The organism is Pseudomonas sp. JL27(2026) (assembly GCF_056933555.1).
On record NZ_CM167794.1, the window covers coordinates 3,572,336 to 3,595,885 of the forward strand.

General features: G+C 61.7%; 20 protein-coding genes and 2 riboswitches. Of the genes, 7 read left to right on the top strand and 13 right to left on the bottom strand.

Annotated features, from left to right (window positions below; genetic code table 11):
• Positions 1-28: 28 nt before the first annotated feature.
• The 3 genes from AC1Z1G_RS16375 to AC1Z1G_RS16385 all read right to left on the bottom strand — a co-directional run bounded on the left by AC1Z1G_RS16375 (position 29) and on the right by AC1Z1G_RS16385 (position 1,682).
• Positions 29-418 carry a RidA family protein gene (locus AC1Z1G_RS16375; protein WP_347900897.1) on the bottom strand — a complete coding sequence of 130 codons (390 nt, stop codon included), beginning with the start codon at positions 416-418 and terminating at the stop codon, positions 29-31.
• A 110-nt stretch (positions 419-528) separates the two neighbouring features.
• The gene (locus AC1Z1G_RS16380) at positions 529-735 is read right to left on the bottom strand and encodes a hypothetical protein (protein ID WP_483621082.1); all 207 of its coding nucleotides are present in this window, start codon (positions 733-735) and stop codon (positions 529-531) included.
• A gap of 80 nt (positions 736-815) precedes the next feature.
• Positions 816-1,682: a LysR family transcriptional regulator gene (locus AC1Z1G_RS16385; protein WP_483627876.1), complete on the bottom strand. Its 867-nt coding sequence runs from the start codon at positions 1,680-1,682 to the stop codon at positions 816-818.
• Between the two features lie 103 nt (positions 1,683-1,785).
• Between AC1Z1G_RS16385 and AC1Z1G_RS16390 the strand changes: the two genes are divergently transcribed.
• The 3 genes from AC1Z1G_RS16390 to AC1Z1G_RS16400 all read left to right on the top strand — a co-directional run bounded on the left by AC1Z1G_RS16390 (position 1,786) and on the right by AC1Z1G_RS16400 (position 5,935).
• Positions 1,786-2,283, top strand: a complete 498-nt coding sequence (locus AC1Z1G_RS16390; RefSeq protein ID WP_483621083.1) for a GlcG/HbpS family heme-binding protein — start codon at positions 1,786-1,788, stop codon at positions 2,281-2,283.
• The gene (locus tag AC1Z1G_RS16395; RefSeq protein ID WP_483621084.1) at positions 2,280-3,818 is read left to right on the top strand and encodes an MFS transporter; all 1,539 of its coding nucleotides are present in this window, start codon (positions 2,280-2,282) and stop codon (positions 3,816-3,818) included. The genes AC1Z1G_RS16390 and AC1Z1G_RS16395 overlap by 4 nt, the downstream gene beginning before the upstream one ends.
• Before the next feature lie 107 nt (positions 3,819-3,925).
• A complete protein-coding gene (locus tag AC1Z1G_RS16400) occupies positions 3,926-5,935 on the top strand; it encodes a hypothetical protein (protein WP_483621085.1) in 2,010 nt (669 codons plus the stop codon).
• 19 nt (positions 5,936-5,954) lie between these two features.
• Here AC1Z1G_RS16400 and AC1Z1G_RS16405 read toward each other — a convergent pair whose 3' ends face one another.
• From AC1Z1G_RS16405 to cobW, 8 genes are all read right to left on the bottom strand, one after another.
• The gene (locus tag AC1Z1G_RS16405) at positions 5,955-6,311 is read right to left on the bottom strand and encodes a YdcA family protein (protein ID WP_483621086.1); all 357 of its coding nucleotides are present in this window, start codon (positions 6,309-6,311) and stop codon (positions 5,955-5,957) included.
• Positions 6,312-6,373: 62 nt separating this feature from the next.
• Complete coding sequence (locus tag AC1Z1G_RS16410) at positions 6,374-7,111, bottom strand: copper chaperone (RefSeq protein ID WP_483621087.1); 738 nt, start codon at positions 7,109-7,111, stop codon at positions 6,374-6,376.
• Between the two features lie 3 nt (positions 7,112-7,114).
• On the bottom strand, positions 7,115-8,674 hold the full coding sequence (locus AC1Z1G_RS16415) for a DUF7868 domain-containing protein (RefSeq protein WP_483621088.1): 1,560 nt from the start codon (positions 8,672-8,674) through the stop codon (positions 7,115-7,117).
• A gap of 194 nt (positions 8,675-8,868) precedes the next feature.
• A complete protein-coding gene (locus AC1Z1G_RS16420) occupies positions 8,869-10,515 on the bottom strand; it encodes a phospholipase D-like domain-containing protein (RefSeq protein ID WP_483621089.1) in 1,647 nt (548 codons plus the stop codon).
• A gap of 41 nt (positions 10,516-10,556) precedes the next feature.
• Positions 10,557-11,234 carry a vWA domain-containing protein gene (locus AC1Z1G_RS16425; RefSeq protein ID WP_483627877.1) on the bottom strand — a complete coding sequence of 226 codons (678 nt, stop codon included), beginning with the start codon at positions 11,232-11,234 and terminating at the stop codon, positions 10,557-10,559.
• Complete coding sequence (locus AC1Z1G_RS16430) at positions 11,216-12,223, bottom strand: magnesium chelatase ATPase subunit I (RefSeq protein ID WP_483627879.1); 1,008 nt, start codon at positions 12,221-12,223, stop codon at positions 11,216-11,218. The genes AC1Z1G_RS16425 and AC1Z1G_RS16430 overlap by 19 nt, the downstream gene beginning before the upstream one ends.
• A gap of 184 nt (positions 12,224-12,407) precedes the next feature.
• Complete coding sequence (cobN, locus tag AC1Z1G_RS16435; RefSeq protein ID WP_483621090.1) at positions 12,408-16,217, bottom strand: cobaltochelatase subunit CobN; 3,810 nt, start codon at positions 16,215-16,217, stop codon at positions 12,408-12,410.
• Between the two features lie 3 nt (positions 16,218-16,220).
• Positions 16,221-17,300: a cobalamin biosynthesis protein CobW gene (gene cobW, locus AC1Z1G_RS16440; RefSeq protein ID WP_483621091.1), complete on the bottom strand. Its 1,080-nt coding sequence runs from the start codon at positions 17,298-17,300 to the stop codon at positions 16,221-16,223.
• 99 nt (positions 17,301-17,399) lie between these two features.
• A riboswitch (cobalamin riboswitch) is annotated at positions 17,400-17,608 on the bottom strand.
• A 232-nt stretch (positions 17,609-17,840) separates the two neighbouring features.
• Positions 17,841-18,064: riboswitch (cobalamin riboswitch) on the top strand.
• A 119-nt stretch (positions 18,065-18,183) separates the two neighbouring features.
• On the opposite strand from cobW, the gene AC1Z1G_RS16445 reads away from it, so the two are divergent.
• The 4 genes from AC1Z1G_RS16445 to cobM all read left to right on the top strand — a co-directional run bounded on the left by AC1Z1G_RS16445 (position 18,184) and on the right by cobM (position 20,326).
• Positions 18,184-18,375, top strand: coding sequence for a CbtB domain-containing protein (locus AC1Z1G_RS16445; RefSeq protein WP_347900911.1), 192 nt, complete (start codon positions 18,184-18,186; stop codon positions 18,373-18,375).
• An 11-nt stretch (positions 18,376-18,386) separates the two neighbouring features.
• A complete protein-coding gene (locus tag AC1Z1G_RS16450; RefSeq protein ID WP_483621092.1) occupies positions 18,387-19,088 on the top strand; it encodes a CbtA family protein in 702 nt (233 codons plus the stop codon).
• A complete protein-coding gene (locus AC1Z1G_RS16455; RefSeq protein WP_483621093.1) occupies positions 19,085-19,498 on the top strand; it encodes a cobalamin biosynthesis protein in 414 nt (137 codons plus the stop codon). The genes AC1Z1G_RS16450 and AC1Z1G_RS16455 overlap by 4 nt, the downstream gene beginning before the upstream one ends.
• Before the next feature lie 81 nt (positions 19,499-19,579).
• Complete coding sequence (gene cobM / locus AC1Z1G_RS16460) at positions 19,580-20,326, top strand: precorrin-4 C(11)-methyltransferase (RefSeq protein WP_483621094.1); 747 nt, start codon at positions 19,580-19,582, stop codon at positions 20,324-20,326.
• Positions 20,327-20,530: 204 nt separating this feature from the next.
• On the opposite strand, the gene nfuA is transcribed toward cobM, so the two are convergent.
• Together nfuA and AC1Z1G_RS16470 are read right to left on the bottom strand one after the other, a co-directional pair.
• A complete protein-coding gene (gene nfuA / locus AC1Z1G_RS16465) occupies positions 20,531-21,115 on the bottom strand; it encodes a Fe-S biogenesis protein NfuA (protein ID WP_007941757.1) in 585 nt (194 codons plus the stop codon).
• A 130-nt stretch (positions 21,116-21,245) separates the two neighbouring features.
• Entirely contained in the window at positions 21,246-23,537 is a 2,292-nt protein-coding gene (locus AC1Z1G_RS16470) for a fatty acid cis/trans isomerase (RefSeq protein ID WP_483627880.1), read from the bottom strand.
• Positions 23,538-23,550 lie beyond the last annotated feature (13 nt).

Below are 23,550 nucleotides of genomic sequence, written 5' to 3' on the forward strand. Positions count from 1 at the left end.
AACCAGAGTGAGGTGGCGACACCTCGGTTCAGGCCTTTTTCTTGTAGGCAATGCAATCAATCTCGACCTTGCAATCCACCATCATGTTCGCCTGCACGCAGGCACGGGCCGGGGCGTGTTCCGGGCTGAAGTACTCGGAAAACACCTTGTTGAAACTCCAGAAATCCCGTGGGTCTTCCAGCCACACGCCAGTACGCACCACGTCTTCGAGGCCATAACCGGCTTCTTCAAGAATGGCGATCAGGTTGCGCATGGTCTGGTGCGTCTGCTCGACAATGCCACCGACAATGATTTCGCCGTTTACCGCTGGCACCTGGCCGGATACGTGCAACCAGCCATCGGCCTCGACAGCGCGAGCGAAAGGACGGGGCTGGCCACCTCCGGCGGTGCTACCGGTGCCGTAACGAGTAATGCTCATGGTGTATCTCCTGTTTGAAAAGGATCAAAAAACGCTGCTCTTTCAGACGTTTCACCAAGCCCGTAAACCTGGGTGTTGAACACGGAAAACTGCGTTGTGAGACAGCGACTTCATCGAATAATAAATTCCGCTATAGCGGAATATCGTTTGTAATAGCGGAACAAGCGCGAAAAAGTGTGCCACAGGTTTTTCCGAAAATCCGGGATAAATAAAAATCCAAAGAGATTCAACGAGATAACCCAACAGCAGGTCGGTGCATCAACCGCCAGCGACAGAACCTGCACACCACCGCCATGGCCAAGTACTTCGCCACTCATCAGAAAAGCCACAAGGAATGTCAGATCTGACAGTAAACCCCGACGCACTCGCGCCTTTAAGGTCCTCAGCGACTGGACTGTCAGCCACTTTTGACCCGCTCGATGTAGCGCGCCACAGCCGGGGCTTTTTCGAAGCGGCGGTGGATCAGTGACAACCAGGACGATGCTTCGCTGCCCCTGATCGGCCGGTACAGCACATTCGGCAGGCTGACATGACCCACCACCGAGGCAGGCACTACCGCCACGCCCTGCCCCAACGACACCAGCGCAATCACCGCCACCAGCCCGCCAGGTTGAGGGCCCAGGCGCGGTGCGAAACCGCCGAGAGCGGCAATCTGCAACGTGCCGTTGATTTGCTCCGGGAGGATGAACGTCTCGTTGTGCAGGTGTTCCGGGGCGATGTCGGGTAAACGTCCCAGCCAGGAATCGGCCGGCAGCGCCAGGACAAATCCTTCGGCGTCCAGGTGAATGGCTTCCAGGCCTTCGGGCAGGTTCATCGGGGAGCGGACATAGCCGATGTCGCATCGACCATCGACGACCATCGCCGGCAGTGCCGCCATGGGTATTTCCCGAACGCTGAGGCTGACATCCGCATGGCTGGCGCTGAACACCTGAACATGTTTTTGCAACAACCCGCCATACACCGCCGAGGCCACGTACCCCACTTCGATATGGCCAATCTCGCCGCGTCCGGCCCGTTGCGCGTTGCGCTGGGCCACCTCGAACTGGCGCACCGTGGCCTCGGCCTCGATCACCAGCGCCGCGCCCGCTTCGGTCAGGCTGACTTCACGCTGACCGCGCAGGAACAACCGCGTGCCGAGGGCGTTTTCCAGGTCCTGGATCTGTCGGCTCAGGGTCGGCGGCGCGATGCCCAGTTGCTCGGCTGCGCGGGTGAAGTTGCGCTGTCGGGCCACCGCCAGAAAGTAACGAAAGTGCCGAATATCAATCATTGTGTTAGCTCAAAGGTAATGAAATGCCGCCCCCAGGCTAACAACGTGTCGAAACCACCGGGATAAGCTGCACGTACACCCACAGTAGAGAGCCTGCGCCATGCGCGTCAAATCAAGCCTTCTCGCGCTGATCGCTGTATTCAGCCTGAATAACGCAAGTGCTGCCACGCCTGATGACGGCATTGCCCGCAAGGCAATCCTGAACCTGGAAACCGCCCAGCACTTGCTCCGGGCCGCCCAGGAAACCGCTTCCGCCAAAGGCTGGCCGTGCGCGGTAGTGATTGTCGATGACGGTGGCTGGCCGATCCTCAGCGCCCGCATGGACGGCGCTCCCGTAGTGGCCGGCATTGAACTGGCCGAAGGCAAGGCACGCACCTCGGCGCTGTTCAAGCGCCCGTCCGGTGATCTCGAGAACGCCATCAACGGTGGTCGACACGCCGCCATCACCGCCGGGCTACTGATGATGAAAGGCGCCCAGCCGATCCTGGTCGACGGTCAGGTAGTCGGTGCCATTGGTGTCAGCGCCGACACTCCAGCCCATGACGATGAAATTGCCCAGGCTGCCATCGCCGCCGTGCCGCAACGGGTGACGCGATGAACCGCGCCAGCCCACGCATGACGCTGCTGACCGCGTCCGGGGTCTGCTCGCTGATCGTGCTCGATACCAATATCGTCGCCGTCTCGCTGCCGAGTATCGCCCGTGACCTGGGGGCCAATTTCGCTGACATCGAATGGGTGGTCAGCGCCTACATGCTCGCGTTTGCGGCCCTGTTGTTGCCGGCCGGCAGTATTGCCGACCGTTTCGGGCGCCAGAAAACCCTGCTCTGGGGCCTGGGCATTTTCATCCTCGCGTCACTGGGCTGCGGCGCGGCGCCGAACGCGCTGTTGCTGGACATCGCACGGGCGATCAAAGGTGTCGGTGCGGCGCTGTTGCTGACCTCGGCCCTGGCGTCCATCGGCCACACCTTTCACGACGAAGTCGAACGCGCCAAGGCCTGGGCATTCTGGGGGGCCTGCATGGGCGTTGCGATGACCGCCGCGCCGACCGTGGGCGGGTTGATCACCGAGTACATCGGCTGGCGCTGGATTTTCTACCTCAACCTGCCGGTGGGCCTGCTGTTGATGGCGATGGTCTGGCGCGCCGTGCCGGAGTCGCGCGACACCCAGGCAGCCCGTCTCGACCCATGGGGCAGCCTGGCCTTCAGCGCCAGCCTGTTGTGCCTGATCTGGGGCCTGATCGAAGCCAACCGCATCGGCTGGAGCAACCCGCTGACGTACGCACGCCTGCTCGGCGGTATCGGTCTGCTGGGGTTGTTTGTAGTGATCGAGCGGATGCAGCGCCGGCCGATGGTCGACCTGCAACTGTTCAAGCACCCGCGCTTCATCGGTGCCTTGCTCGGCATGTTTGCCTACGCCGGGTGCGCTCAGGTGATGATGACCCTGCTGCCGTTTTACCTGCAAAACGGTTTGGGTTTCTCGGCCATTGCCTCAGGGTTGGGCATGCTGCCCTTTGCGCTGACCATGCTGATCTGCCCGCGCATCGGTGTACGGCTGGCCTCGCGTTACGCCCCGGCCACATTGATGGCGGCAGGCCTGACGCTGGTCGGCGCCGGCAACCTGCTCAGTGCCTGGGCGGTCAGCAGCGGCGGCTATTTGAGCTTTGCCCTGGCAATTGCCGTGACAGGCGCAGGGGCCGGATTGCTCAACGGCGACACGCAAAAAAACATCATGGCCTGCGTGCCACGGGACCGCGCCGGCATGGCCTCGGGCATGAGCACCACCATGCGTTTCAGCGCGATCATGCTGGCCATCGGGGTGTTCGGTGCATTACTCGCCAGCCACACCGAACACCTGTTGCACGCCGGCCTTTCGATCTCTGGCGCACCTTGGCTTGAGCACACACGCGACATCGCGTCACGGGTGGTGGCCGGAGACATGGCGGCGGCCATGGGCGCCTTGCCGGAGTCCGCACGGTCAATCGTTGCACCGTTGGCACAGCAAGCGTTCGTCGGTGGCTTCAGTCGGGTTCTGTGGGTCGCCGGGTTACTGGCCTTGCTAGGTGCACTGGTGGTCGGCACGCTGATGCGCAATCCCGTGCCTCAAGCACACACCTTTTCATTGAGGGTCGAGTAGGCCCGCAGCGGCGGGCGCAGGGGCCACTGGCATTCCGTTCAAACTCAACGATACTTCTGGCGAACGGATTCGCTGCCGTCCTGGCACTTTGAAAGGGATATCACCTCATGGCCATGCCCTGTTTCCTGCGCGCCACCCTGGTCGGCAGTCTGTTACTGGCCGGCCTGCCCGTCGCCATGGCCCATACTCTGGGCCACGGCGCTCCCGAGGACCCGAATGGCTTCGTGCCGGCCTCGCCCGACACGCCGTTTCTCGATGTGCTGCACGCGTGCGTCAGCCAGCAGGACACCCGCAAGGCACAGTTGCTCTCGGGGCTGGGCGGCACGCGCTATCCGCTGGTGAGCCTCAATGAAGCGGATCAGGTCGAGGCCTTCTACAGCCAGGGCATCGCCTTGCAGTATGGTTTCAACTTTTCCGAAGCGATCCGCGCGTTCTACCAGGCCAGTCGCTTCGATGAAGGCGCCGCCATGCCGTACTGGGGCATCGCACTGTCGGCCAACTCCAACATCAACAGCGTCGCCACCCTCGGCTGTGATCGCCTGTCCTATCGTTCGGCACAGATCGCCCTGGACAACGCAACAGCCCGGCGCAACAACCCGAGCGCCCAGGCCCGCTTCAGCGAGCGGCAATTGCAGCGCGAGGTCGATTACGCCAAGGCATTTCTCACGCTCTACAGCACCCAGGGCGACAAGGTCAGCCTGACTGACGAAGGCAAGCGGCGTTATGCCGAGGCGATGAAAACCCTGTCGCAGACCTACTTCGACGACCTCGACGCCGCCACCCTGTACGCCGACGCGTTGCTCAACCTGGCCCCCTGGAAATGGTGGGACGGCTCAGAGGCCGTGTCCGATGAAGTCAAACCCACGCCGGCCGCCTACGAGGCACTGCAAGTGCTCAACCGCGTGCTGGGGCAGGACCAGTTGCACACCGGGGCCAACCACTTTTACATCCACGCCATTGAAGAATCACCCTTCCCCACCAGCGGCCTGCCCATGGCCGATCGCTTTCGCGATCAGAACCCGGCCATCGGTCACCTGGTGCACATGGCATCCCACATTTATCAACGAACCGGCGACAACGCCCTGGCCAGCGTCGCCAACTACACCGCCGTGTCGGTCGACCGGGCCTACGCACACCAGGTCGACCCGCAGAGTCCGTACCCGCTGCATTACCTGGGGCACAACATTCACTTTTTAACCTGGACCCTGTCCATCGAAGGGCGTCAGAACGAAGCCATGAACATGGCCGAGGAATTGGTGGAAAACACCACCCGCTATGCCGCGCTGGATTTCCTCTGCCAGCAGTACCCACAGGAAATCCGCACCAAGGCCGACTACTTCTATGCCGTGCCCTATTACTTCGCCGTGCGTTTTGAGGACTGGGACGCCCTGAAGCGAATTGCACCGAAAATCGACACCGGGCTGGCGACCATTAACGAGACCTGCGCCAAGGCCAACGAACACTGGGAAACACTGACCACGCCCTACACACGGATGATGGCCGCTTACGCCCAGGCCTATCAGACACTCACGGCCAGTGACCTCGACAACCGTGCCGCCGGCGATGCGCTCAAGGGTTACTGGCGTGCGGTGCAAGAGCACCTGAGCGCCCACCCCAAATTGCCTTACGGCAGCAATCAGGCGTTGGAACTGCTGCGCATCGCCAACCTGATCCTGGTGAACAAAGCCCAGGACGCCTTGCACGGCAAGCTTGACCTGGCCTCGCTGCAGAGTGCCAGCGCCGACATCCTCGGCAAGGACCCACAACAGGTGCTGAGCGCCGACCTCAAGGAGCTGACGGGCGACAGCAACAACCAGATCATTTCGGGGTGGCGCAAAGCCGTGCAGATTCAGGACGGCCTCGCCTACAACGAGCCACCGGACTGGTATTACACGCTACGCGAATCACTGGGTTACGGGTTGCTCGCACAAGGTCAGTACAGTGAGGCGGAAAAGGTTTTTCGCGAAGACCTGGCGGGCAATCGGCTCAGCGGACGCTCACTCAACGGGCTGAAAACCAGCCTGGAAAAACAACCGGACAAAACCGTTCCGGCACTGCTCAACGAGCAACTGCAAACAGCCTGGCGCAACGCGACCATCAGTGCTGCGCCGCGCTGAACACACAGCGATCATTGTCTTACTTGCGCTTGTAACTCTTGCTGCCACCGGGCGTCAGGCAATAGACGCCGCCGCGTGGCCCGGTGCAATAACTACCGCTGCCGCATTGGCAGCCGTCATCGCTTTGCAGCAGTGGCTGCGGGCGCGCAGCCTGGCTGGAACCGCGAATGCCGAACATCGCCGAGCAGTCTTTTTTCGAGGCGCTGATGGAGCCGTCGTTGCACAGGAAGGTCTCGCCATCGCAACCGGCAATGCCGCCCTTGCGACCCGAGCACGGGGTGTTGCCAGCCAGCACCGAGGTGCTGGCCAACAGTAGAAGGACACAGAGAACACGTGACCAAAACGGTGATCCGCCCTGGCGAAATAGACAGGTCATGTTAGCGCTTCCATGCAATAGATGGCCCTATGCTAGCACTTATCCCAAGCCCGTCACTCAGCTCAGCGAAACAACCGCAGGTGAAACGGTGAGTGCCAGCGTGGCGGTTGTGCCCGTTGCATGCGCTCCAGAATCATCCACCCCATGGCCAGCGCCATCAGCGGCAGGTGCCCTTGATCGGCGAGCATCGGCAACAGCATCAGCGGCCAGCACGAACCGATGCACCAGCCACCGCTGACCACGCCATACTTCAAGCAGTCCCGAATAAAACCGAAGCCGAATGCCGAAATCCTTGGCCGGTAATGGCAGCGGTTCAGGCACGTCTGTTTGAACGGCGAAGCCTGCCACACCAGGCCCAGCCCCAAGGCAGCGACAAACGCCGTCACCTGGGAAAGCCCCAGCATCACCCTCGCCCCCACCGTCACGGTCATCAGCACCACACCGGCCAGGGTCCAGACCGCCACGAAACCGAATACGAACAAAGCCACCGCCTGCCAGCGCTTTCTCGACAGGCTGCGTTGCCACACATGTTCAAGAGGATGGATCAGCAACAACGGCATCATTGCCAGCAGCATCAACCACCACGACGACAGCAACTGACGCGGCGGATTGAACAGCAACGCCTGTTCAACCCCCGCCCAGCTCGCGGCAGAGTCGAGCGCCGGAAATGTCCCGCAGTACGCCGGAATCGACAGCATCTGTACCGCACCCAACAGCAACCCCCAACCGGCCAGGCTGATCAGAATCAGCCATGGCCGGGCGCCCAGGGTCAACGCGGCGACCAGAAGGTAGGTGGGCACCGTTTAATCGCCCAACCGATAGATGCTCACACTGCCCACGGTAATTTGATCCTCGGGAGGAATCGGCGATGCCGAGACAAACCGAACCTTGAGCTGTGCGGCCGACGTCACCCCGCCCAGGTGCAGCGCATCGACGATGTGGGTGATTTCAAACACCTGGCTGACACCGTTCCCGCCGTGCTCGCCATCCGGCAGGCTGGCCTTGCGTACGCCAAACAGAGCCAATGTCCCTGCACGCAAATCGGCATGCTGGGCAGGATCGGCATCCGTCGGCAGGTTGATGTAGACATCAAGGACAACCGCATCGGATTTGCCCCGGATGTTTTCCAGTTTGAGGAAGACCCGATCAGGCACCTGCAGCGTCGCCGAGAACGATTTCGACTTGAGGCTGGTGAACACCTTTTTCGAGCCCGCCTGATCAAGCGTCACAGGAGTTTCGATGGAGGTGCCGACCAGATCCAGCGCCGCATCGTTGGTACCGATCAATTCGGTCGGGCCGCCCTGAGGAGCGATTAAACCCTTCGTGGAGAACGTCTTCAGCAGATCCTTCGACGCACCAAGCCGGGCCAGACGTTGCTTGACCAGCGGCTCGGCCGCGACGGTCACGCCGGTATCCTCGTACCTGTAATCGAGTTTCGGGGAAAGCGTATTCAGCATGTCGCCCACCTTGAACTGCCACGCCGTGCCCTGCGTGTTGGGTACGATAAAGACTCGCCCGCCTGCAGGTGGGCCGTTGTACCACGCCGGATCATCAGGGTTCTGGTGATGGGGGTTATTTTTGAGCCATACCTCCCACAGGCGATCGATATTGGCGTGGTGAAGCCAGAAAATCGGGTCCAGCGCCGCCGTATCGGGGTCGGTCATCAAGCCCAGGGTATGAGGGAATTTTGCACTCTTGAAGCCCACCTCAACGTGAACGACGTTATGCGGTGTCTGTTCAATATTGGCGCCGCTGCCACCAGAGCCATCATGATTGAACACTGTTGCAGGTCCACCGAAACCTGGGGGGATGCCTTCCAGCGGGCCTTCGAAGACCGGATCATCCAACGCAGCAAGGCCTATCTGGGACGGATCGAGCACAACATTTCCGTTGCCTGAAAGACCATAACGACGCTCGACATACAGCGGGTTTCTGCCGCCCGTAGGCAGCGTTTTTTCGGCGAAGCACGGTGGCAAATGCAACGATTGCGCACCTTCGTTGTAGTTCCAGTAGGGCAAGGCCCAGTCCTGTGGACCGCCCAGCCCGACGATGGCGGCACGCACAATCTGCTCGAATGCCGCCACGTAGCCACGGTGCCAAGGCAGGAAATACCAGGTGGAATGCTGGCATTGATCCCAGTAAAGGTCCTGGTCGGCCTTGGGCGGGAGTGCCGTGGTTGCATGCATGTAGCCGGCGCTGATCCAGATTTTTTTATCAAAGCCGTGAATTGCTGCCAGGTAACACCAACTGGTGCGGTCGGTAAACGGTCGCTTCTGCAGTTCCTCAACGCCACGCGCATACCACTTCAACGTATCGTTCCAGCCAGAACCCAGCTTCCATACATCACGCCGTACATGTGCCATGGTAGATCTCCCTGAAAAACCGCGTGGATGAGGACAGGGTCCTCAACTGGCAACACTAGATCAGGTGATGTCAATTCGCCCTGGACCGCCGCCGCGACTAGACCAGCGGCGTATCCTTGTGAGCCATCCCCGCGCTGCCGATATCAAGGCATCAGGCCAACCCCCTGTTCGGCAAGGGAATCCGCCTTGTGGGCTTAGCGCCCTGAAAAACGCAGCCGCGACAACATCCGCAGGTCGCCCTCCAGGTAGTAGTCATTGCTCCAGCTATCGTCGACAACCAGCGGCTGGACCTCCTTGAGCGCCAGTTTCTTTGCGAAATAGCGAAACCGGTAATGCTCATAGAAGCGCAACAGCTCCAGGCCATAACGGTCGGCCAGGTCGGTGTCGCCACGGATGATCAGGAAGTTCTCGTCATTGCCCTCGCTAGCGTTGACGCTCAGGTTATGGCTGCCGCTGATGATCACCGGAGCATCACTGGTGAAGTCGATCACGAGGGCTTTGAGATGCACCAGCAAATCACCTTTCTGGCCTTTCATGCTTTCCTTGAGCCAGCCCTCCAGCCCGGTATTAAGCAACGCAGTGGCGGCGAACTCTGCCGTGCGATCGGCGTGAAAACCGGTGATGCGGCTGGCCGTATTCTGCAAGCCGAAACGCAGCACATCATCGTGAGGCTGGCCCAGCAGCGCGTTGAGGATTTCATCCGGCAACACGAAAGCCGTGACAAACAGCACGTCCTTTTTGGCCGCATTGATGATCTCGACGAATTGGGTCAGATCGGCCTGACCGGTACGCGGTGAAAACCCGACGAACAAGGGTTGTGCAGGGTCCATCGGGTTGCTTTTGGTCAACCAGGTCCGGGTGGCCCCCACATCGGCGGGAGCGGCCCAGATCTGTTCGAACACTTGCAGGTAACTCGTGGCCACACGGCTGTCATCCAGCACATGCACCACGTTGGCCTGACGGTAGACGCCGTTGTCGGTGAAATTGGTGCTGCCGCACAATACCGATTGAGGCCGGTACTCCCCTGCACCATCGACCTTGCTCAGTACAATGAACTTGTCGTGGAAGATGGCGTGGGTCACCCGACCTCGTTTGTTCTCGGTGGGAAGCTTCGCCAGGCTCTCTTCATTCATAGTGGTATCGGTATCACCGGGCTTGGCGTGATACAGCACCCGAACCTTTGCCCCTCGCCCAAACGCTGCGTTGACCGCGTCGACAATGGTCGGCAACTGGTACTCGTAAATCGCAATGTCCAGCGCCCACTGGCTATCCACGGCGCGCTCGATGAAACCGGTGATCACCTCCAGCAGACCGTTTTCCAGCCATTGCCGGGGTGCATCGGGCCAGTCGTCGATGGACAGGTTCTTGTTGGCGCTGATTTGTGCATCGAGGTCAGGGAATTTGCGCGAAAACGCCTGGCTGGCGGCGACGGCCCGATTGAAGATCACATGCTGGCCGGCCGGCAGACCGTTGTCGGTGGTCACCGTCACCTCCAGCGCTTCGCCCAATTGCGGCGCATCGGCGCTGCCATAGGCCAGGTGCACCCGGTAGTGGAGGGTCACCCCAGGGCTGACCGCATAGTCGGCCCAACGAAACTTCTGCAAGGGTGCGATATCGCTGGGGGTCGCGTGGTACTGGGGGAATGTGTGGGCCTTGCCAGGAAAAGTCAGGCTGTTGAACAGAAACTGCCAGGGTTTATCACCCTGCTGTTTCTCGATGGCAAAGCCCAGCAAGCCTTTACGCCGAGATTCGGCCAGGTCCATGGCCAGTAACACGCCGTTGGTGCCGGCATAGGCTTTGACACGAAAGTCGTCCTGACTGTTAGTGGCTAGCACGCGCATGGTTCACTCCTTGTGATGAGTTGAACCCACAGCATAGGTGCTTACTTGAGGCTGTCGATGTGCCGATAGTGTGCGTTCAACTCAAGGGCCAGCGCCTTCGCCCGCCCCAACCGGATCGGCCCCCGCTCGATGTCCACCAGCAACGCCGGGCAATCGAGTGCCATCGGTGAGGGCAAATGCTTGAGGCGGCCGTCGGTCACTAGCAGCAATCGCTGCTGCTCTGCCGGAAAACGCTTTTGCCGCGAGGCCAGCCACTGCGCCGCTTCGTCCAGGGCCGCCAGCAACGGCGTGCCACCGCTCGCCCCCAAGGCCTCCAGCCAGTCGCGCAACCCGGCAGAAGCCTTCAAACCTTGCACCTGCCACCTCGGTGCCGCGCCACTGGCCGTCAACAACGCCAGCCGTGCGCGCTGCCGATAGGCGTCGTCAAACACCTGCGCCAACAGCCCTTTAGCGTCGCTCAAGGCCTGGTGGCGACGGGTCGAGGCCGAAGCGTCAACGATCACCAGCCACAGCTCATGGGGCGAACGACTGCGCAGGTGGAACAACAGGTCTTCGCGCTGACGTGGCCGGCCATTGAGCAACGTGCCGGGCCAATTGACCGAGCCGCTTTTCGCAGTCCGACGCAGGCCTTGCCGACCGTTTTCCAGGCGTCCCGCGCGGGGTTTGGCATTCGCCCCCGCGTCAGATCGAGGGCGAATGCCTAAGGCTTTTTTGGCCAGCTCGGCACTTCGCGACGCTCACCCATGGGCAACGCCTGGGCAGGCATCTCGCCCCATTGGCCCTGGCCATCACCCGAATTCGGCTGCTCGGCTGTGCTGGGGGGTGGCGCGCTGTTCTGATGGGGTGGCGTCGGCGGTTGTTCACGACGGCGATGACGCAAGGCAAACTCGGCCACGGCGTCGATATCGTCTTCATGGATGCCCGGTGCGCCACGCCACGCCGCGTGGGCGCGGGCGGCACGCAGCCACACCAGGTCAGCGCGCAAGCCATCGACACCGGCCGCGAAACAGCGCTCGGTGATCTGCGCCAGTGCCTGATCGTCGAGCGGAATGTTTGCCAACGCCTCACGAGCCTCTTGGCAGCGTTCGCGCAGTGCCTGTTGCCGGGCTCCCCACTGGTCACAGAAGCCTTGAGGGTCGCTGTCGAAATCCAGTCGCCGCCGGATAATCTGACCCCGCTCGGCGGGCGCGGTGTGCCCGCTCAGTGCAACGTTCAAACCAAAGCGGTCAAGCAGTTGCGGGCGCAACTCGCCTTCTTCCGGGTTCATGGTGCCGATCAGGACAAACCGCGCCGAATGCCGATGGGAAATACCGTCACGCTCGATCAGGTTGGTGCCGCTGGCAGCCACGTCGAGCAGCAAATCAACCAGGTGATCGGGCAGCAAATTCACTTCGTCGACGTACAACACGCCCCCGTCGGCCTTGGCCAGAACACCGGGGGAAAACTGTGCCCGGCCTTCGCCCAGCGCGGCGTCCAGGTCCAGGGTGCCAACCAGCCGTTCCTCGGTCGCGCCCAAGGGCAAGGTGACGAACTGCCCGCTGGCGAGCAGGTCCGCCAGGCCGCGGGCCAATGTGGACTTGGCCATACCGCGCGGACCTTCGATCAATACACCGCCGATTTTCGGGTCGATGGCGGTCAGGCACAGCGCGAGTTTCAGGGCATCGGCGCCGACCACGGCGGACAGCGGGAAATGCGGGGTGTCGGTCATTGTGCTCATCTCGGTCATGGTCGGTGCTTGCGTTGTGGCCAGGGAGCTTGCTCCCGCTCGAGCGCGAAGCGCTCGCAATAAAGTTGTCGATTTTAGCCTGAAGAAACAGGCTGCAAGCTTTTGGGGCAGCTGCGCAGCCCAGCGGGAGCAAGCTCCCTCGCCACAAGTGCAGGCAGGTATCCGGTTAGCTGTCTTCTTCTATATCCAGCAACAAATTCTCCAGCGCCTCGCGATACTGCCCCGGTGCTTGCCACATTCCACGCTGCTGGGCCTCGAGCATACGCTCGGTCATGTCGCGCAAGGCGTGGGGATTGTGCTGCCGGACGAACTCGCGTGTCGACGGATCAAGCAAATAGGCGTCGGCCAGCAAGGCGTACTGGTGATCGTCGATCAGTTGCGTCGTCGCATCGAAAGCGAACAGGTTGTCGACCGTGGCCGCCAACTCGAACGCCCCTTTGTAACCGTGACGCTTGACCCCTTCGATCCACTTCGGGTTGGCCGCGCGGGAGCGAATCACCCGGTTCAGTTCTTCCTTCAACGTGCGAATCTTCGGCAAGTCCGGCTGACTGTGGTCGCCATGGTAGCTTGCCGCCGTTTCGCCGCTGAGGCTTTCGACGGCCGCAAGCATGCCGCCCTGAAACTGGTAATAGTCATTGGAATCGAGCAGGTCATGCTCGCGGTTGTCCTGATTTTGCAACACCGCCTGAACCTGGCTCAACCGCTGGGCGAACTGCTGACGGGCAGCGGTGCCCTCGTCGGAACCGCCGTAAGCGTAACCGCCCCAGTTCAGGTAAACCTCGGCCAGGTCCTCTCGACTCTGCCACAAACGCCCGTCGATGGCGCCCTGCACACCCGCGCCATAAGCCCCGGGCTTGGCCCCGAAAATCCGCCATCCGGCCTGACGCCCGGCCGCCTCTGCATCCAGCCCGGACTGCATCAGCGCTTCACGCTCGGCGCGAACCTTGGCCGCCAGCGGGTTCATATCGTCAGGTTCGTCCAGCGCGGCCACCGCTTGCACCGCTGCATCGAACAGCCGAATCAGGTTGGCGAACGCATCGCGGAAAAAACCCGAGACCCGCAAGGTCACGTCCACACGCGGGCGGTCGAGCAGGCTCAGCGGCAAGATCTCGAAATCGTCGACCCGCTGACTGCCCGTGGCCCACACCGGACGCACCCCCATCAGCGCCATGGCCTGGGCGATGTCGTCGCCACCGGTGCGCATGGTCGCCGTGCCCCACACAGACAGACCGAGCTGACGCAGGTGATCGCCGTGGTCCTGCAAGTGCCGTTCAAGTATCAGGCTCGCGGACTGGAAACCGATGCGCCACGCGGTGGTGGTCGGCAGGTTGCGCACGTCCACCGAATAGAAGTTGCGCCCGGTGGGCAGCACGTCCAGCCGTCCACGGCTCGGCGCGCCACTGGGGCCTGCAGGCACAAAACGCCCGGCGAGAGCGTCCAGCACGCCACGCATTTCTGCCGGGCCACAGGCGTCGAGCCGTGGCGCAACTACTTCGCGCAGGTGGTCGAGGATGGCGTTGACTTCAGACCAACCGGCTCCCTGTGGGAGCAGGCTTTTGTGGCGAGGGAGCTTGCTCCCAAGGAGTTCGGCGTTGGTATTCAGGGTTTGCGTGATGAGTTGCGCAGCGAACAGTTCCAAGCGCTCACGTACGTCGCCTGCCGTGCGCCACAGTTCGCCGCTGACGTCCTGCAACGCTTGAGGACGACGCTCGGTCCAAGGTTCCGCCAAGGCACAATCCAGTGGATCGAAACCCAGTTCAAACGCTTTCGCCAAGGCCCGCAGCAAACTCGACTGCGCGCCACGACCGTCACCCCGAGGAATGCGCAACAGCGCCAGCAAGGTATCAATGCGCAAGCGCCCGGTTGGTGACTCACCCAGCACATGCAAGCCGTCGCGGATTTGCGACTCTTTCAAATCGCACAAATAGGTGTCCAGGCGCGGTAACCAGATCGCTGCATCCGCATCACTGTCGAGCTTCTCGTCGAGCTGCAACTCACGGTCGATATGGGTTTCACGCACCAGGTTGAGGATGTCCCGTTGCAACTCGCGAGCGCGACGCGGATCGAGCAACTGGGCTTCGTAATACTCGTCGGCCAACAGCTCAAGATTGCGCAGCGGGCCATAGGTTTCGGCACGGGTCAGCGGCGGCATCAGGTGGTCGATGATCACTGCTTGAGTGCGACGCTTGGCCTGCGCCCCCTCGCCCGGATCATTGACGATAAACGGATAGATATTTGGCAGCGGCCCCAGCAACGCATCGGGCCAACAGTGTTCGGACAGGCCGACGCCCTTGCCCGGCAGCCATTCGAGGCTGCCGTGTTTGCCGACGTGGATCACCGCGTGGGCACCGTAGGCCTGGCGCAACCAGAAGTAGAACGCCAGATAACCATGAGGCGGCACCAGGTCCGGGTCGTGATACACCGCACTCTGATCGACCTGATAGCCCCGCGCCGGCTGAATGCCGACAAAGGTCAGCCCCAACCGCAGCCCGGCGATCATCATTCGTCCGCCGCGAAACATCGGGTCGTTTTCCGGCGTACCCCAACGCTCCAGCACCGCCGTGCGGTTGGCTTCGGGCAAGGCGTTGAACATCGAAAAGTAGTCGTCCAGCGCCAGGCTTTGCTGGCACGGGCGCAGGTCTATAGTTTCCAGGTCATTGCTGACCCCACCGAGCAATTGATGAATCAACGCGGTGCCGCTTTCCGGCAACTCGGCGGGCAGCGGATACCCTTCGGTGCGCAGGGCGCGCAGGATATTCAACGCAGCGGCCGGTGTGTCGAGGCCCACGCCATTGCCAATCCGCCCGTCGCGAGTCGGGTAGTTGGCGAGGATCAGCGCAATGCGTTTTTCGCCATTGGCCACTCGCGCCAGGTCGACCCAACGCCGCGCCAGTTCGGCCACGAAATCCATGCGCTCGGGTTGCGCTCGATAGCAGACCACATCGCACTCGCTGCGCTCACTGCGCCACGCCAGGTCCTTGAAGCTGATGGGGCGGCTGATGATCCGCCCGTCGAGTTCCGGCAAGGCAATGTGCATCGCCAGATCACGCGGCCCGAGGCCTTGCTCGCTGGCGCGCCAACCGGGCTCGTTGTCCTGGGCGCAGATCGCCTGGATCACCGGGATATTGCGGCGAAACGGCCGTAGGTGCGGCGCTTCGGGGCTGGATTGAGCGAAGCCGGTGGTGTTGAGAATCACCGAGGCGTGCACCTCATCCAGCCAGTCCTCGACCACCGTCAGGCAGCCGGGCTCTTTCAGGCTGGCCAGCGCAATCGGCAACGGGTTAAGCCCCGCGGCTTGCAAACGCTGGCAGAAAACATCGATGAACGCGGTGTTGGCCGCCTGCAAATGGGAGCGGTAAAACAGCACCGCCGCCACCGGTTGCTCAGGTTGCCAGTCGGCTTGCCAGTCACCGAGGACCGCATTGCTTTTGTGCGGGTGGTAAATCGCGGTACGTGGCAAGGTCTGGGGTTCAGACCAGTGATAATCGCGGCCCAACCAACGGTTGGCCAGGCAGCGGTACAAATCCAGCGCGTTGCCCATGCCGCCCTGACGCAAAAAGTGCCAGAGCCGGTCGCGATCCCCGGCCACGACGGTGCTCAGGTCGCTGAGCTCCGGGTCGGGACGATCGTCACCCGGCACCAGAATCAATTGCACGCCGCGCTGCGAGAGTTCCACCAAGCGTTCGACGCCATAACGCCAATAGGCGATCCCGCCATGCAGCGAGATCAGAATCACCTTGGCGTGGCGCAGCACTTCGTCGACGTATAAGTCGACCGAGGCGTGATTCTGCACCTGCATCGGGTTGGCCAGGCGCAGGCTCGGGTAGTCGTCGGGCAACTGCTGCGCGGCTTCGGCGAGCAGCGCCAGGCTGGAGTCGCCGCTGCACAGAATCACCAGTTCGGCGGGGGTTTGGCCTAAGTCGGCAATGTTGTCATCCGAGACGAAACCGCCGGGCTGGGTCCTGAGCAGGTGCATGGGTTAAACGCTGAGCGCGGCGCGCAATTGCGCTTCGAGCAAGGTTGCGTCCAGTTCCTGGCCGATCAGCACCAGGCGCGTGCTGCGTGTTTCGTCTGCGCCCCACTGGCGGTCGAAGTGCTTGTCAAAACGCGTGCCCACGCCCTGGATCAGCAGGCGCATCGGTTTGTTCGGGATGGCGGCGAAGCCCTTGACCCGCAGGATGCCGTGCTGGACCACGAGTTGGGTCAAGGCATCCAGCAGCAGGCTTTCGTCGGCTTGCGGCAGCTCGATGGAGATCGAATCGAAGGCGTCGTGATCGTGGTCATCATGGTCGTCGCCATCGTGGTGATGGTCGTGGTGATGGTCGTGGTGGCTATGACGGCTGTCGATGTGTTCTTCAGAACCGGCGCCGAGACCAATCAACACGTCCAGCGGCAGGCGACCGCTGCTGGCTTCGATGATTTTCACCGCTGGCGGCAGCTCTTCGGCGACTTCCAGGCGCACGCGGGCCAGGTCCGCAGGGCTGATCAGGTCGGCCTTGTTGAGGATCACCAGGTCGGCGCTGGCCAGTTGGTCGGCGAACAGTTCGTGCAGCGGCGACTCGTGGTCCAGGTTCGGGTCGAGTTTGCGCATGGCGTCGACCTGATCCGGGAACGCGGCAAACGTACCGGCAGCCACAGCCGGGCTGTCGACCACGGTGATCACCGCGTCCACGGTGCAGGCGCTGCGGATTTCCGGCCACTGGAAGGCTTGCACCAGGGGTTTTGGCAGGGCCAGGCCGGAGGTTTCGATGAGGATGTGGTCAAGGTCACCGCGACGGGCAACCAGCTCGCGCATCACTGGGAAGAACTCTTCCTGAACGGTGCAGCACAGGCAGCCGTTGGCCAGTTCATACACGCGGCCGTTGGCTTCTTCTTCGGTGCAGCCAATGGAGCACTGCTTGAGGATTTCGCCGTCGATGCCCAGCTCGCCGAACTCGTTGACGATCACCGCGATACGCCGCCCCTGAGCGTTGTCGAGCATGTGCCGCAGCAAAGTGGTTTTGCCCGAACCGAGGAAGCCGGTAACGATGGTGACAGGGAGTTTGGCCAGTGTTTTCATCGGATGCCCTTTGGCAAGGTGGCGGGCATACGGGACGACAACCGGCAGCGCTTGCGCGCGTGGGAAGAGTTCGCCACCGGATCACCCCGCCCGGTTGTAGTGAGAATCTGTGTCGAGGCAGGTCTCCTGGCTGACGGTGTGCCGGTCTTTCGACTGGCGGCTCCTGCACCTTCCCGCGGCTCTGGGTAGAGCCCGCAGTGGCATGGCAGAAACAAAACCGTTCACAGTTGCGGGGGCAGCCGCGGCATTGACCGCGTTCCCTTCTTAGCTTCGGCAGCCGCCGAAGAACCTCGAATGCGCAAGGCTACGCATGGTGTGGGGGCGGGTCAATGTTCACGAACGATCGCAATCCACTGTGGCGAGGGAGCTTGCTCCCGCTGGGTCGCGAAGCGGCCCCCTGCATTCATTCAGGCACATCACATGCACACGATTTGCGACGGCTTCGCCGCCGAGCGGGAGCAAGCTCCCTCGCCACAGGATTTTGTGCAGGCCTCAACTGAGAACGTTTGCCAATTGACGCCTCGCCCCCGCCCATGCTCTCCTACACACTTTGTTACGGGTGCCCTTCACAGGGTGAAACGGGAAACCGGTGAATCGTGTGCTTTACTCAAAGCCACGTCAGTCCGGTGCTGCCCCCGCAACGGTAAGCGAGCGAAGAATCAGATCCACTGTGCCAGCACCTGGCATGGGAAGGCGATTCTTGCAGGTTCGGCCAACGCCAACCCCTCGTGAGCCCGGAGACCGGCCCGCAACATCGAGTGGCTACACAGGCCACGCCATAACAAACCCGCGGTGGGCGGGCGCTGTTTGAACCTCTGCGTGCCTGGCGTGCAGGGGTTTTCATGCGCTCGATTCACCCGCTGACAGTCCAGAGGGAAGCGCCATGTCGATCATCAGCAGTACTCGCCACGCCACCGCCAGCAGCACCGCCACCCTGAGCCAACGTCTGACTGCCGCCATCGGCGCATCGATCCTGGGCGCATGCCTTGTGTATTTCGCCGGCTTCTCGCACATCGAAGCGGTGCACAATGCCGCCCACGATACCCGTCACAGCTCCGCATTCCCGTGCCATTGAGACCTGCCGACATGATCAAGCGTATTGCGCAGACCGCAGGCTTCACCGGGCTGCTGGCCGCCCTTTTGCTGACCCTGCTGCAAAGCTTCTGGGTCGCCCCGTTGATTCTTCAGGCTGAAACCTACGAAAAGGCTCCAGCGGCCGAAGTCCATGAACACGCCGAAGGCGCCATGGCTGGCCACACTCATGACGCTGAAGCCTGGGAGCCAGAAGACGGCTGGCAGCGCGTACTGTCGACCACCGGCGGCAACCTGGTGGTCGCTGTCGGTTTCGCGCTGATGCTGGCGGGCCTCTACACCTTGCGTGCGCCGACTCGCACCTCCCAGGGCCTGCTCTGGGGCCTGGCCGGTTACGCGACGTTCGTCCTCGCCCCAACCCTCGGCCTGCCGCCGGAACTGCCGGGCACTGCCGCTGCGGACCTGGCACAACGGCAAATCTGGTGGATCGGCACTGCCGCCTCGACGGCCGCCGGCATCGCCCTGATCGTTTTCGGCAAAAACTGGCTGCTGAAAATCCTCGGCGTCGCCATTCTGGCCGTACCGCATGTCATTGGCGCACCGCAACCTGAAGTGCATTCGATGCTGGCACCCGAAGCCCTGGAAGCACAGTTCAAAATCGCTTCGCAGCTGACCAACGTTGCGTTCTGGCTGGCCCTTGGCCTGATCAGCGCCTGGTTGTTCCGCCGCAAAAGCGAAGGTCAATACCACGCATGACGGATTCAAGCGCAGCGCCGACCCTGGTGGTCGGCCTGGGCTGCCAGCGCGGCTGCCCCGCCAGCACGCTGCGCGCGCTACTGGATCAGGCGTTGCAGGCTCATCAAATCGAGCTTCAGGCTGTGCGGGCGCTGGCCAGTATTGACCTCAAGCGCGATGAACCCGGCCTGAACGAACTGGCCGCACAACTGGGGTTGGTGCTGACCTGCTTCAGCAGTGCGCAACTGGCGCACTATCAGCCAAGACTCAGCCACCAGTCGGACATCGCGTTCGAGCGCACCGGCTGCTACGGCGTCGCCGAAAGTGCAGCCCTCGCCCTTGCCGAACAACTGGGCCAAGCACCAGCCAAACTGCTGATCCCACGGCAAAAATACGCCCAGGCCACCTTTGCATTGGCGTACGCGTCGTAAAATCCCCGATAATCCCCGCCCTCGATCATGAGCAATCTTCATCTGAAGCCTTGCTTTGACAATTTTTCACAGGAGCCGGCCATGACCGTCTACTTCATCGGCGCAGGTCCCGGCGACCCGGAACTGATTACCGTCAAGGGCCAGCGGCTGATTCGCAGTTGCGAGGTCATCATTTACGCAGGCTCGCTGGTGCCGGCAGCCGTGCTGGAAGGCCACCAGGCCGAACAGGTGGTCAACAGCGCCGAACTGCACTTGGAACAGATCGTCGACCTGATCAAAACCGCCCACGCCAAAGGCCAGGATGTGGCCCGGGTACACTCCGGCGATCCTGGTTTGTATGGGGCGATTGGCGAGCAGATTCGCTACCTGCGCGAGCTGAACATTCCCTTCGAAATCATTCCCGGCGTCACCGCCACGGCCGCGTGTGCAGCGCTGTTAGGTGCGGAACTGACCCTGCCGGACGTGTCGCAAAGCGTGATCCTGACCCGCTACGCCGACAAAACGGCGATGCCACCCGGTGAAGAATTCAGCAGCCTGGCCCGGCATGGCGCGACCATGGCGATTCATTTGGGGGTCAATCACCTGGACAAAATCGTCGCCGAGCTGCTGCCACATTACGGCGCGGATTGCCCGATTGCGGTGGTTCACCGCGCCAGTTGGCCCGATCAGGACTGGGCAGTGGGAACACTGACGGATATCACCGAGAAGGTTAAAGCCAAGGGGTTTCGGCGTACCGCGCTGATTCTGGTGGGTCGGGTGCTGGCCACCGACAACTTCAGCGAGTCGTCGCTGTACCGCGCCGGGCATGCGCATTTGTACAGACCCTGAAGCACATGTGGCGAGGGAGCTTGCTCCCGCTGGACCGCAGAGTGGTCCCAAAACCAGTCGACACATTCATCATGAAAAATGCACCAACCGTCTTGCGACTGCTTCACAGTCGAGCGGGAGCAAGCTTCCTCGCCACAGGAAACCATCACCCACAAAAAACGGCGCTCACGGGGCGCCGCTTTTTATTCGCAATGAACGCCGTGCTTAGTAGTAGGCGTTTTCTTTTTGCGTGTGGTCAGTCACGTCACGTACACCCTTGAGCTCTGGGATACGCTCAAGCAGGGTGCGCTCGATGCCTTCCTTCAAGGTCACGTCTGCCTGGCCGCAGCCCTGGCAACCGCCGCCGAACTTCAACACGGCGATGCCGTCTTCAACCACATCGATCAGGCTGACCTGACCGCCGTGGCTGGCCAGCCCCGGGTTGATTTCGGTTTGCAGGTAGTAATTGATGCGCTCATTCACCGGGCTGTCGGCGTTGACCATCGGTACTTTGGCGTTTGGCGCCTTGATGGTCAGTTGGCCGCCCATGCGATCCGTGGCGTAGTCGACCACGGCATCGTCCAGGAACGCTTCGCTGAAGTGATCTATGTACGCGGTGAAGCTCTTGAGCCCCAGCGCGGTGTCTTCAGGTTTTTCTTCGCCCGGCTTGCAGTAGGCAATGCAGGTTTCGGCGTATTGGGTGCCAGGCTGGGTGATAAAGACGCGAATGCCGATCCCTGGGGTGTTCTGCTTGGACAGCAGATCGGCCAGGTAATCGTGGGCGGCATCGGTAATGGTTATGGCGGTCATGGAAACTCCTCGCAGGCTTGGGCGCAGTTTACGCCAATCAACGCGCCGTACAAAGTCCCAGTATTTTTGTCGGGAAAGAACCGCTCATCTACCCGTGGGAGCAAGCTTGCTCCCACGGCGATGGATTGCATCACAGATTCTCGTAGCGGTTCATGTCCAGCACGCCTTCTTCCACCGGGTCGGTTTCATGCAGGTACTGGCTCAAGTCGTGAAAGTACACCCAGAACTGCGGATGACTGCGGCGAATACCCCAGCGCTCGACGATTTTCTCGAAGCGATTGGCGTCCTTGGCGCGCTCCATCTGTGCCACGAATTGCGGCACTTCGTCGGCGGGAATATTAAAAATGAAGTTCGGGTAACTGCTGAGCACACCCGGATAGATCGTCAACGTGTCCAGCCCCGGCTGATACCGCAGCGCTTCGCCCAGCAGGAACGCCACGTTGCTGTGGGCCCGGTTGCGCAGCAGGCTGTAGACCTCACGCTTGCCGTTGCGGGTTTCGATGCGCAGCATCGTTGCTTCCGGCAACTGGTCGATAACCTTCAACCCCGCCGCCGGCCGTGCCGTCAAACGGCTCAGGGCCTGCTCGGGATGCTGCAACGCCGGGTCGATGTTCGGCCGGGAACAGTAGGCGCCGTCGCAACGATTGATCGGGTCCGGCCGCGCATTCAAATCGCCGTAACGCACCAACAACTGTTGGGCGAAGTCGCGTTTCGGGTCCTTGGCATCGAGTTTCAGCGCAGTCGGTTTGTCGTTGTCGATGCTCTCGTAATCGAGCCACATCTTGAATTTGCCGCTGCTCTGGTACCAGTCGTCAAGGTAGGCATCCCGTGAGTCGGCCGGCATCAGGCGCAGGAAATTTTGCTCGGCACCGTTGCGGATCAGGTCGAAATACAGACGGGTCTGCGCCTGATGGGAAACGTTGCCGAACACATCGAAGTTGACTGCCAGTTGATAGTAGGTGCGCTCCAGCAACGGGTAGTCGAACAGCCACATCGTTTGCGGCACTTCACCGATCAGGCCCTTGCTGACCGAAGCACTGTCGAAATGCCGGAAAATGCTCAGCAAGGCATTGTCGTTGCCCGCCCACAGGCTCGACCAGCTCGGCGCCGGAGCCTCGGCATAGGTGTCGCGGCGCAACGCTTCGTACTCGTTGCGCTTGTCGCGGTAGGCGTGCCACAGGCTCAGCACACTGCCGACGTCATCGTTTTGCCCCGGCATGGCCAGTAACGGTGTGGCTTTGCCACGGTAGCTCGGGTCGGTGATGTAGAGGTCGTGTTCCGGCGCCTGGAACAACGCCCAGAAGTTATCGCGAATCACGTCCGTGGCAATCTGTCCGCGACACACCGGGCCACGGATGAAAGTACGCACGAAGTACTCGGCGTTATCGAGCATGAACTGGTAACGCGCCTGCGCCGGGATCGCCTGAAAGGTTTCAAACGGATTGGCCCGACGCTCCGGGCCATAACCAGGCAATGCATTGACCTGCCAGTTGCCGCTGTAGAACAGGCTTTTGATCCGGGCCATCTTCGCCGGGCTCAGCGGATAAGTGATGTGGGTTTTGTGCACGATCACGCCCTGCACTGGCCACAAGCGGTAGTAGATCTGCGTGCCGGGGTCATCATTCGGCCGGCGGCTGGCGATCAGGTCAATCGGCTGGCCGGTCGGCGTACGCGAGCGCACCCATTGAAAAAAGTGCCCTGGTTCGCCGTCCTTGAAGTACACGTGAGCCAGGAACAGATGCTCAAACAACCAGCGTGCCACCAGGCTTTCACGGGCACCCGGCGCGTTGAGCAGGTTTTCCCACTGCACGACTTGCAGCGCCTCCTGCGTACTCGGCGCCAGGCCTTGTTCATCGATAGGCGCCCCGGAGGCCAGCCAGCGTTGCAGTGTCTGGTACTGCTGACTGGTGAGGCCGGTCACGGCCAGCGGCATGCCTTCTTTCGGGTGAGACTGGGCATAACCTTCAAACTCTGCCGGTTGCGGACACATGTTCTCGCGGCTGAGCCCCAGCGCAATCTCTTCGGGCAGTTTGGCGTTGGGTGTCAGCAGTGTCTGGTGCCCGAGTTCGAGCATCCGCGCCATCAGTGCAGCCTGACTGCCCTGGGCGTCGAGCACCGAGTAGAAGTTCTTTTGCTGCCAGGCCGCTTTGCCGAACGCGTCGTAAAACAGCCGGGTGGGCCGGGAAGCCTGGCTGCGCTCGCCATCGTAGACCGGGATTTTCGTCGCTCCCCGCGCCGCGCCCTCGCCACTGCCCAGATTGAGCTGACAAGCGGAGTCGTAGCAGGCATGACACGCCACGCACTTCTCGGTAAAGATTGGCTGAATGTCGCGGGTGTAGGAAATCGCCGGCGCCGGGCCTTGCGCGGTGGCGACACTGCTTATAAGCAGTGCGAAAAGGCTGATGGCAACGCGATACGACATATCCCTGGTCCCG

What these genes read in the sequence shown, in the direction of transcription:
- AC1Z1G_RS16405 (WP_483621086.1), bottom strand. Translation starts at nt 6,311, where the DNA reads ATGACCTGTCTATTTCGCCAGGGCGGATCACCGTTTTGGTCACGTGTT.
- AC1Z1G_RS16375 (WP_347900897.1), bottom strand. Translation starts at nt 418, where the DNA reads ATGAGCATTACTCGTTACGGCACCGGTAGCACCGCCGGAGGTGGCCAG.
- AC1Z1G_RS16445 (WP_347900911.1), top strand. Translation starts at nt 18,184, where the DNA reads ATGTCGATCATCAGCAGTACTCGCCACGCCACCGCCAGCAGCACCGCC.
- AC1Z1G_RS16415 (WP_483621088.1), bottom strand. Translation starts at nt 8,674, where the DNA reads ATGGCACATGTACGGCGTGATGTATGGAAGCTGGGTTCTGGCTGGAAC.
- cobW (WP_483621091.1), bottom strand. Translation starts at nt 17,300, where the DNA reads ATGAAAACACTGGCCAAACTCCCTGTCACCATCGTTACCGGCTTCCTC.
- AC1Z1G_RS16450 (WP_483621092.1), top strand. Translation starts at nt 18,387, where the DNA reads ATGATCAAGCGTATTGCGCAGACCGCAGGCTTCACCGGGCTGCTGGCC.
- AC1Z1G_RS16395 (WP_483621084.1), top strand. Translation starts at nt 2,280, where the DNA reads ATGAACCGCGCCAGCCCACGCATGACGCTGCTGACCGCGTCCGGGGTC.
- AC1Z1G_RS16470 (WP_483627880.1), bottom strand. Translation starts at nt 23,537, where the DNA reads ATGTCGTATCGCGTTGCCATCAGCCTTTTCGCACTGCTTATAAGCAGT.
- AC1Z1G_RS16380 (WP_483621082.1), bottom strand. Translation starts at nt 735, where the DNA reads ATGAGTGGCGAAGTACTTGGCCATGGCGGTGGTGTGCAGGTTCTGTCG.
- AC1Z1G_RS16400 (WP_483621085.1), top strand. Translation starts at nt 3,926, where the DNA reads ATGGCCATGCCCTGTTTCCTGCGCGCCACCCTGGTCGGCAGTCTGTTA.
- nfuA (WP_007941757.1), bottom strand. Translation starts at nt 21,115, where the DNA reads ATGACCGCCATAACCATTACCGATGCCGCCCACGATTACCTGGCCGAT.
- cobN (WP_483621090.1), bottom strand. Translation starts at nt 16,217, where the DNA reads ATGCACCTGCTCAGGACCCAGCCCGGCGGTTTCGTCTCGGATGACAAC.
- cobM (WP_483621094.1), top strand. Translation starts at nt 19,580, where the DNA reads ATGACCGTCTACTTCATCGGCGCAGGTCCCGGCGACCCGGAACTGATT.
- AC1Z1G_RS16455 (WP_483621093.1), top strand. Translation starts at nt 19,085, where the DNA reads ATGACGGATTCAAGCGCAGCGCCGACCCTGGTGGTCGGCCTGGGCTGC.
- AC1Z1G_RS16430 (WP_483627879.1), bottom strand. Translation starts at nt 12,223, where the DNA reads ATGACCGACACCCCGCATTTCCCGCTGTCCGCCGTGGTCGGCGCCGAT.
- AC1Z1G_RS16420 (WP_483621089.1), bottom strand. Translation starts at nt 10,515, where the DNA reads ATGCGCGTGCTAGCCACTAACAGTCAGGACGACTTTCGTGTCAAAGCC.
- AC1Z1G_RS16390 (WP_483621083.1), top strand. Translation starts at nt 1,786, where the DNA reads ATGCGCGTCAAATCAAGCCTTCTCGCGCTGATCGCTGTATTCAGCCTG.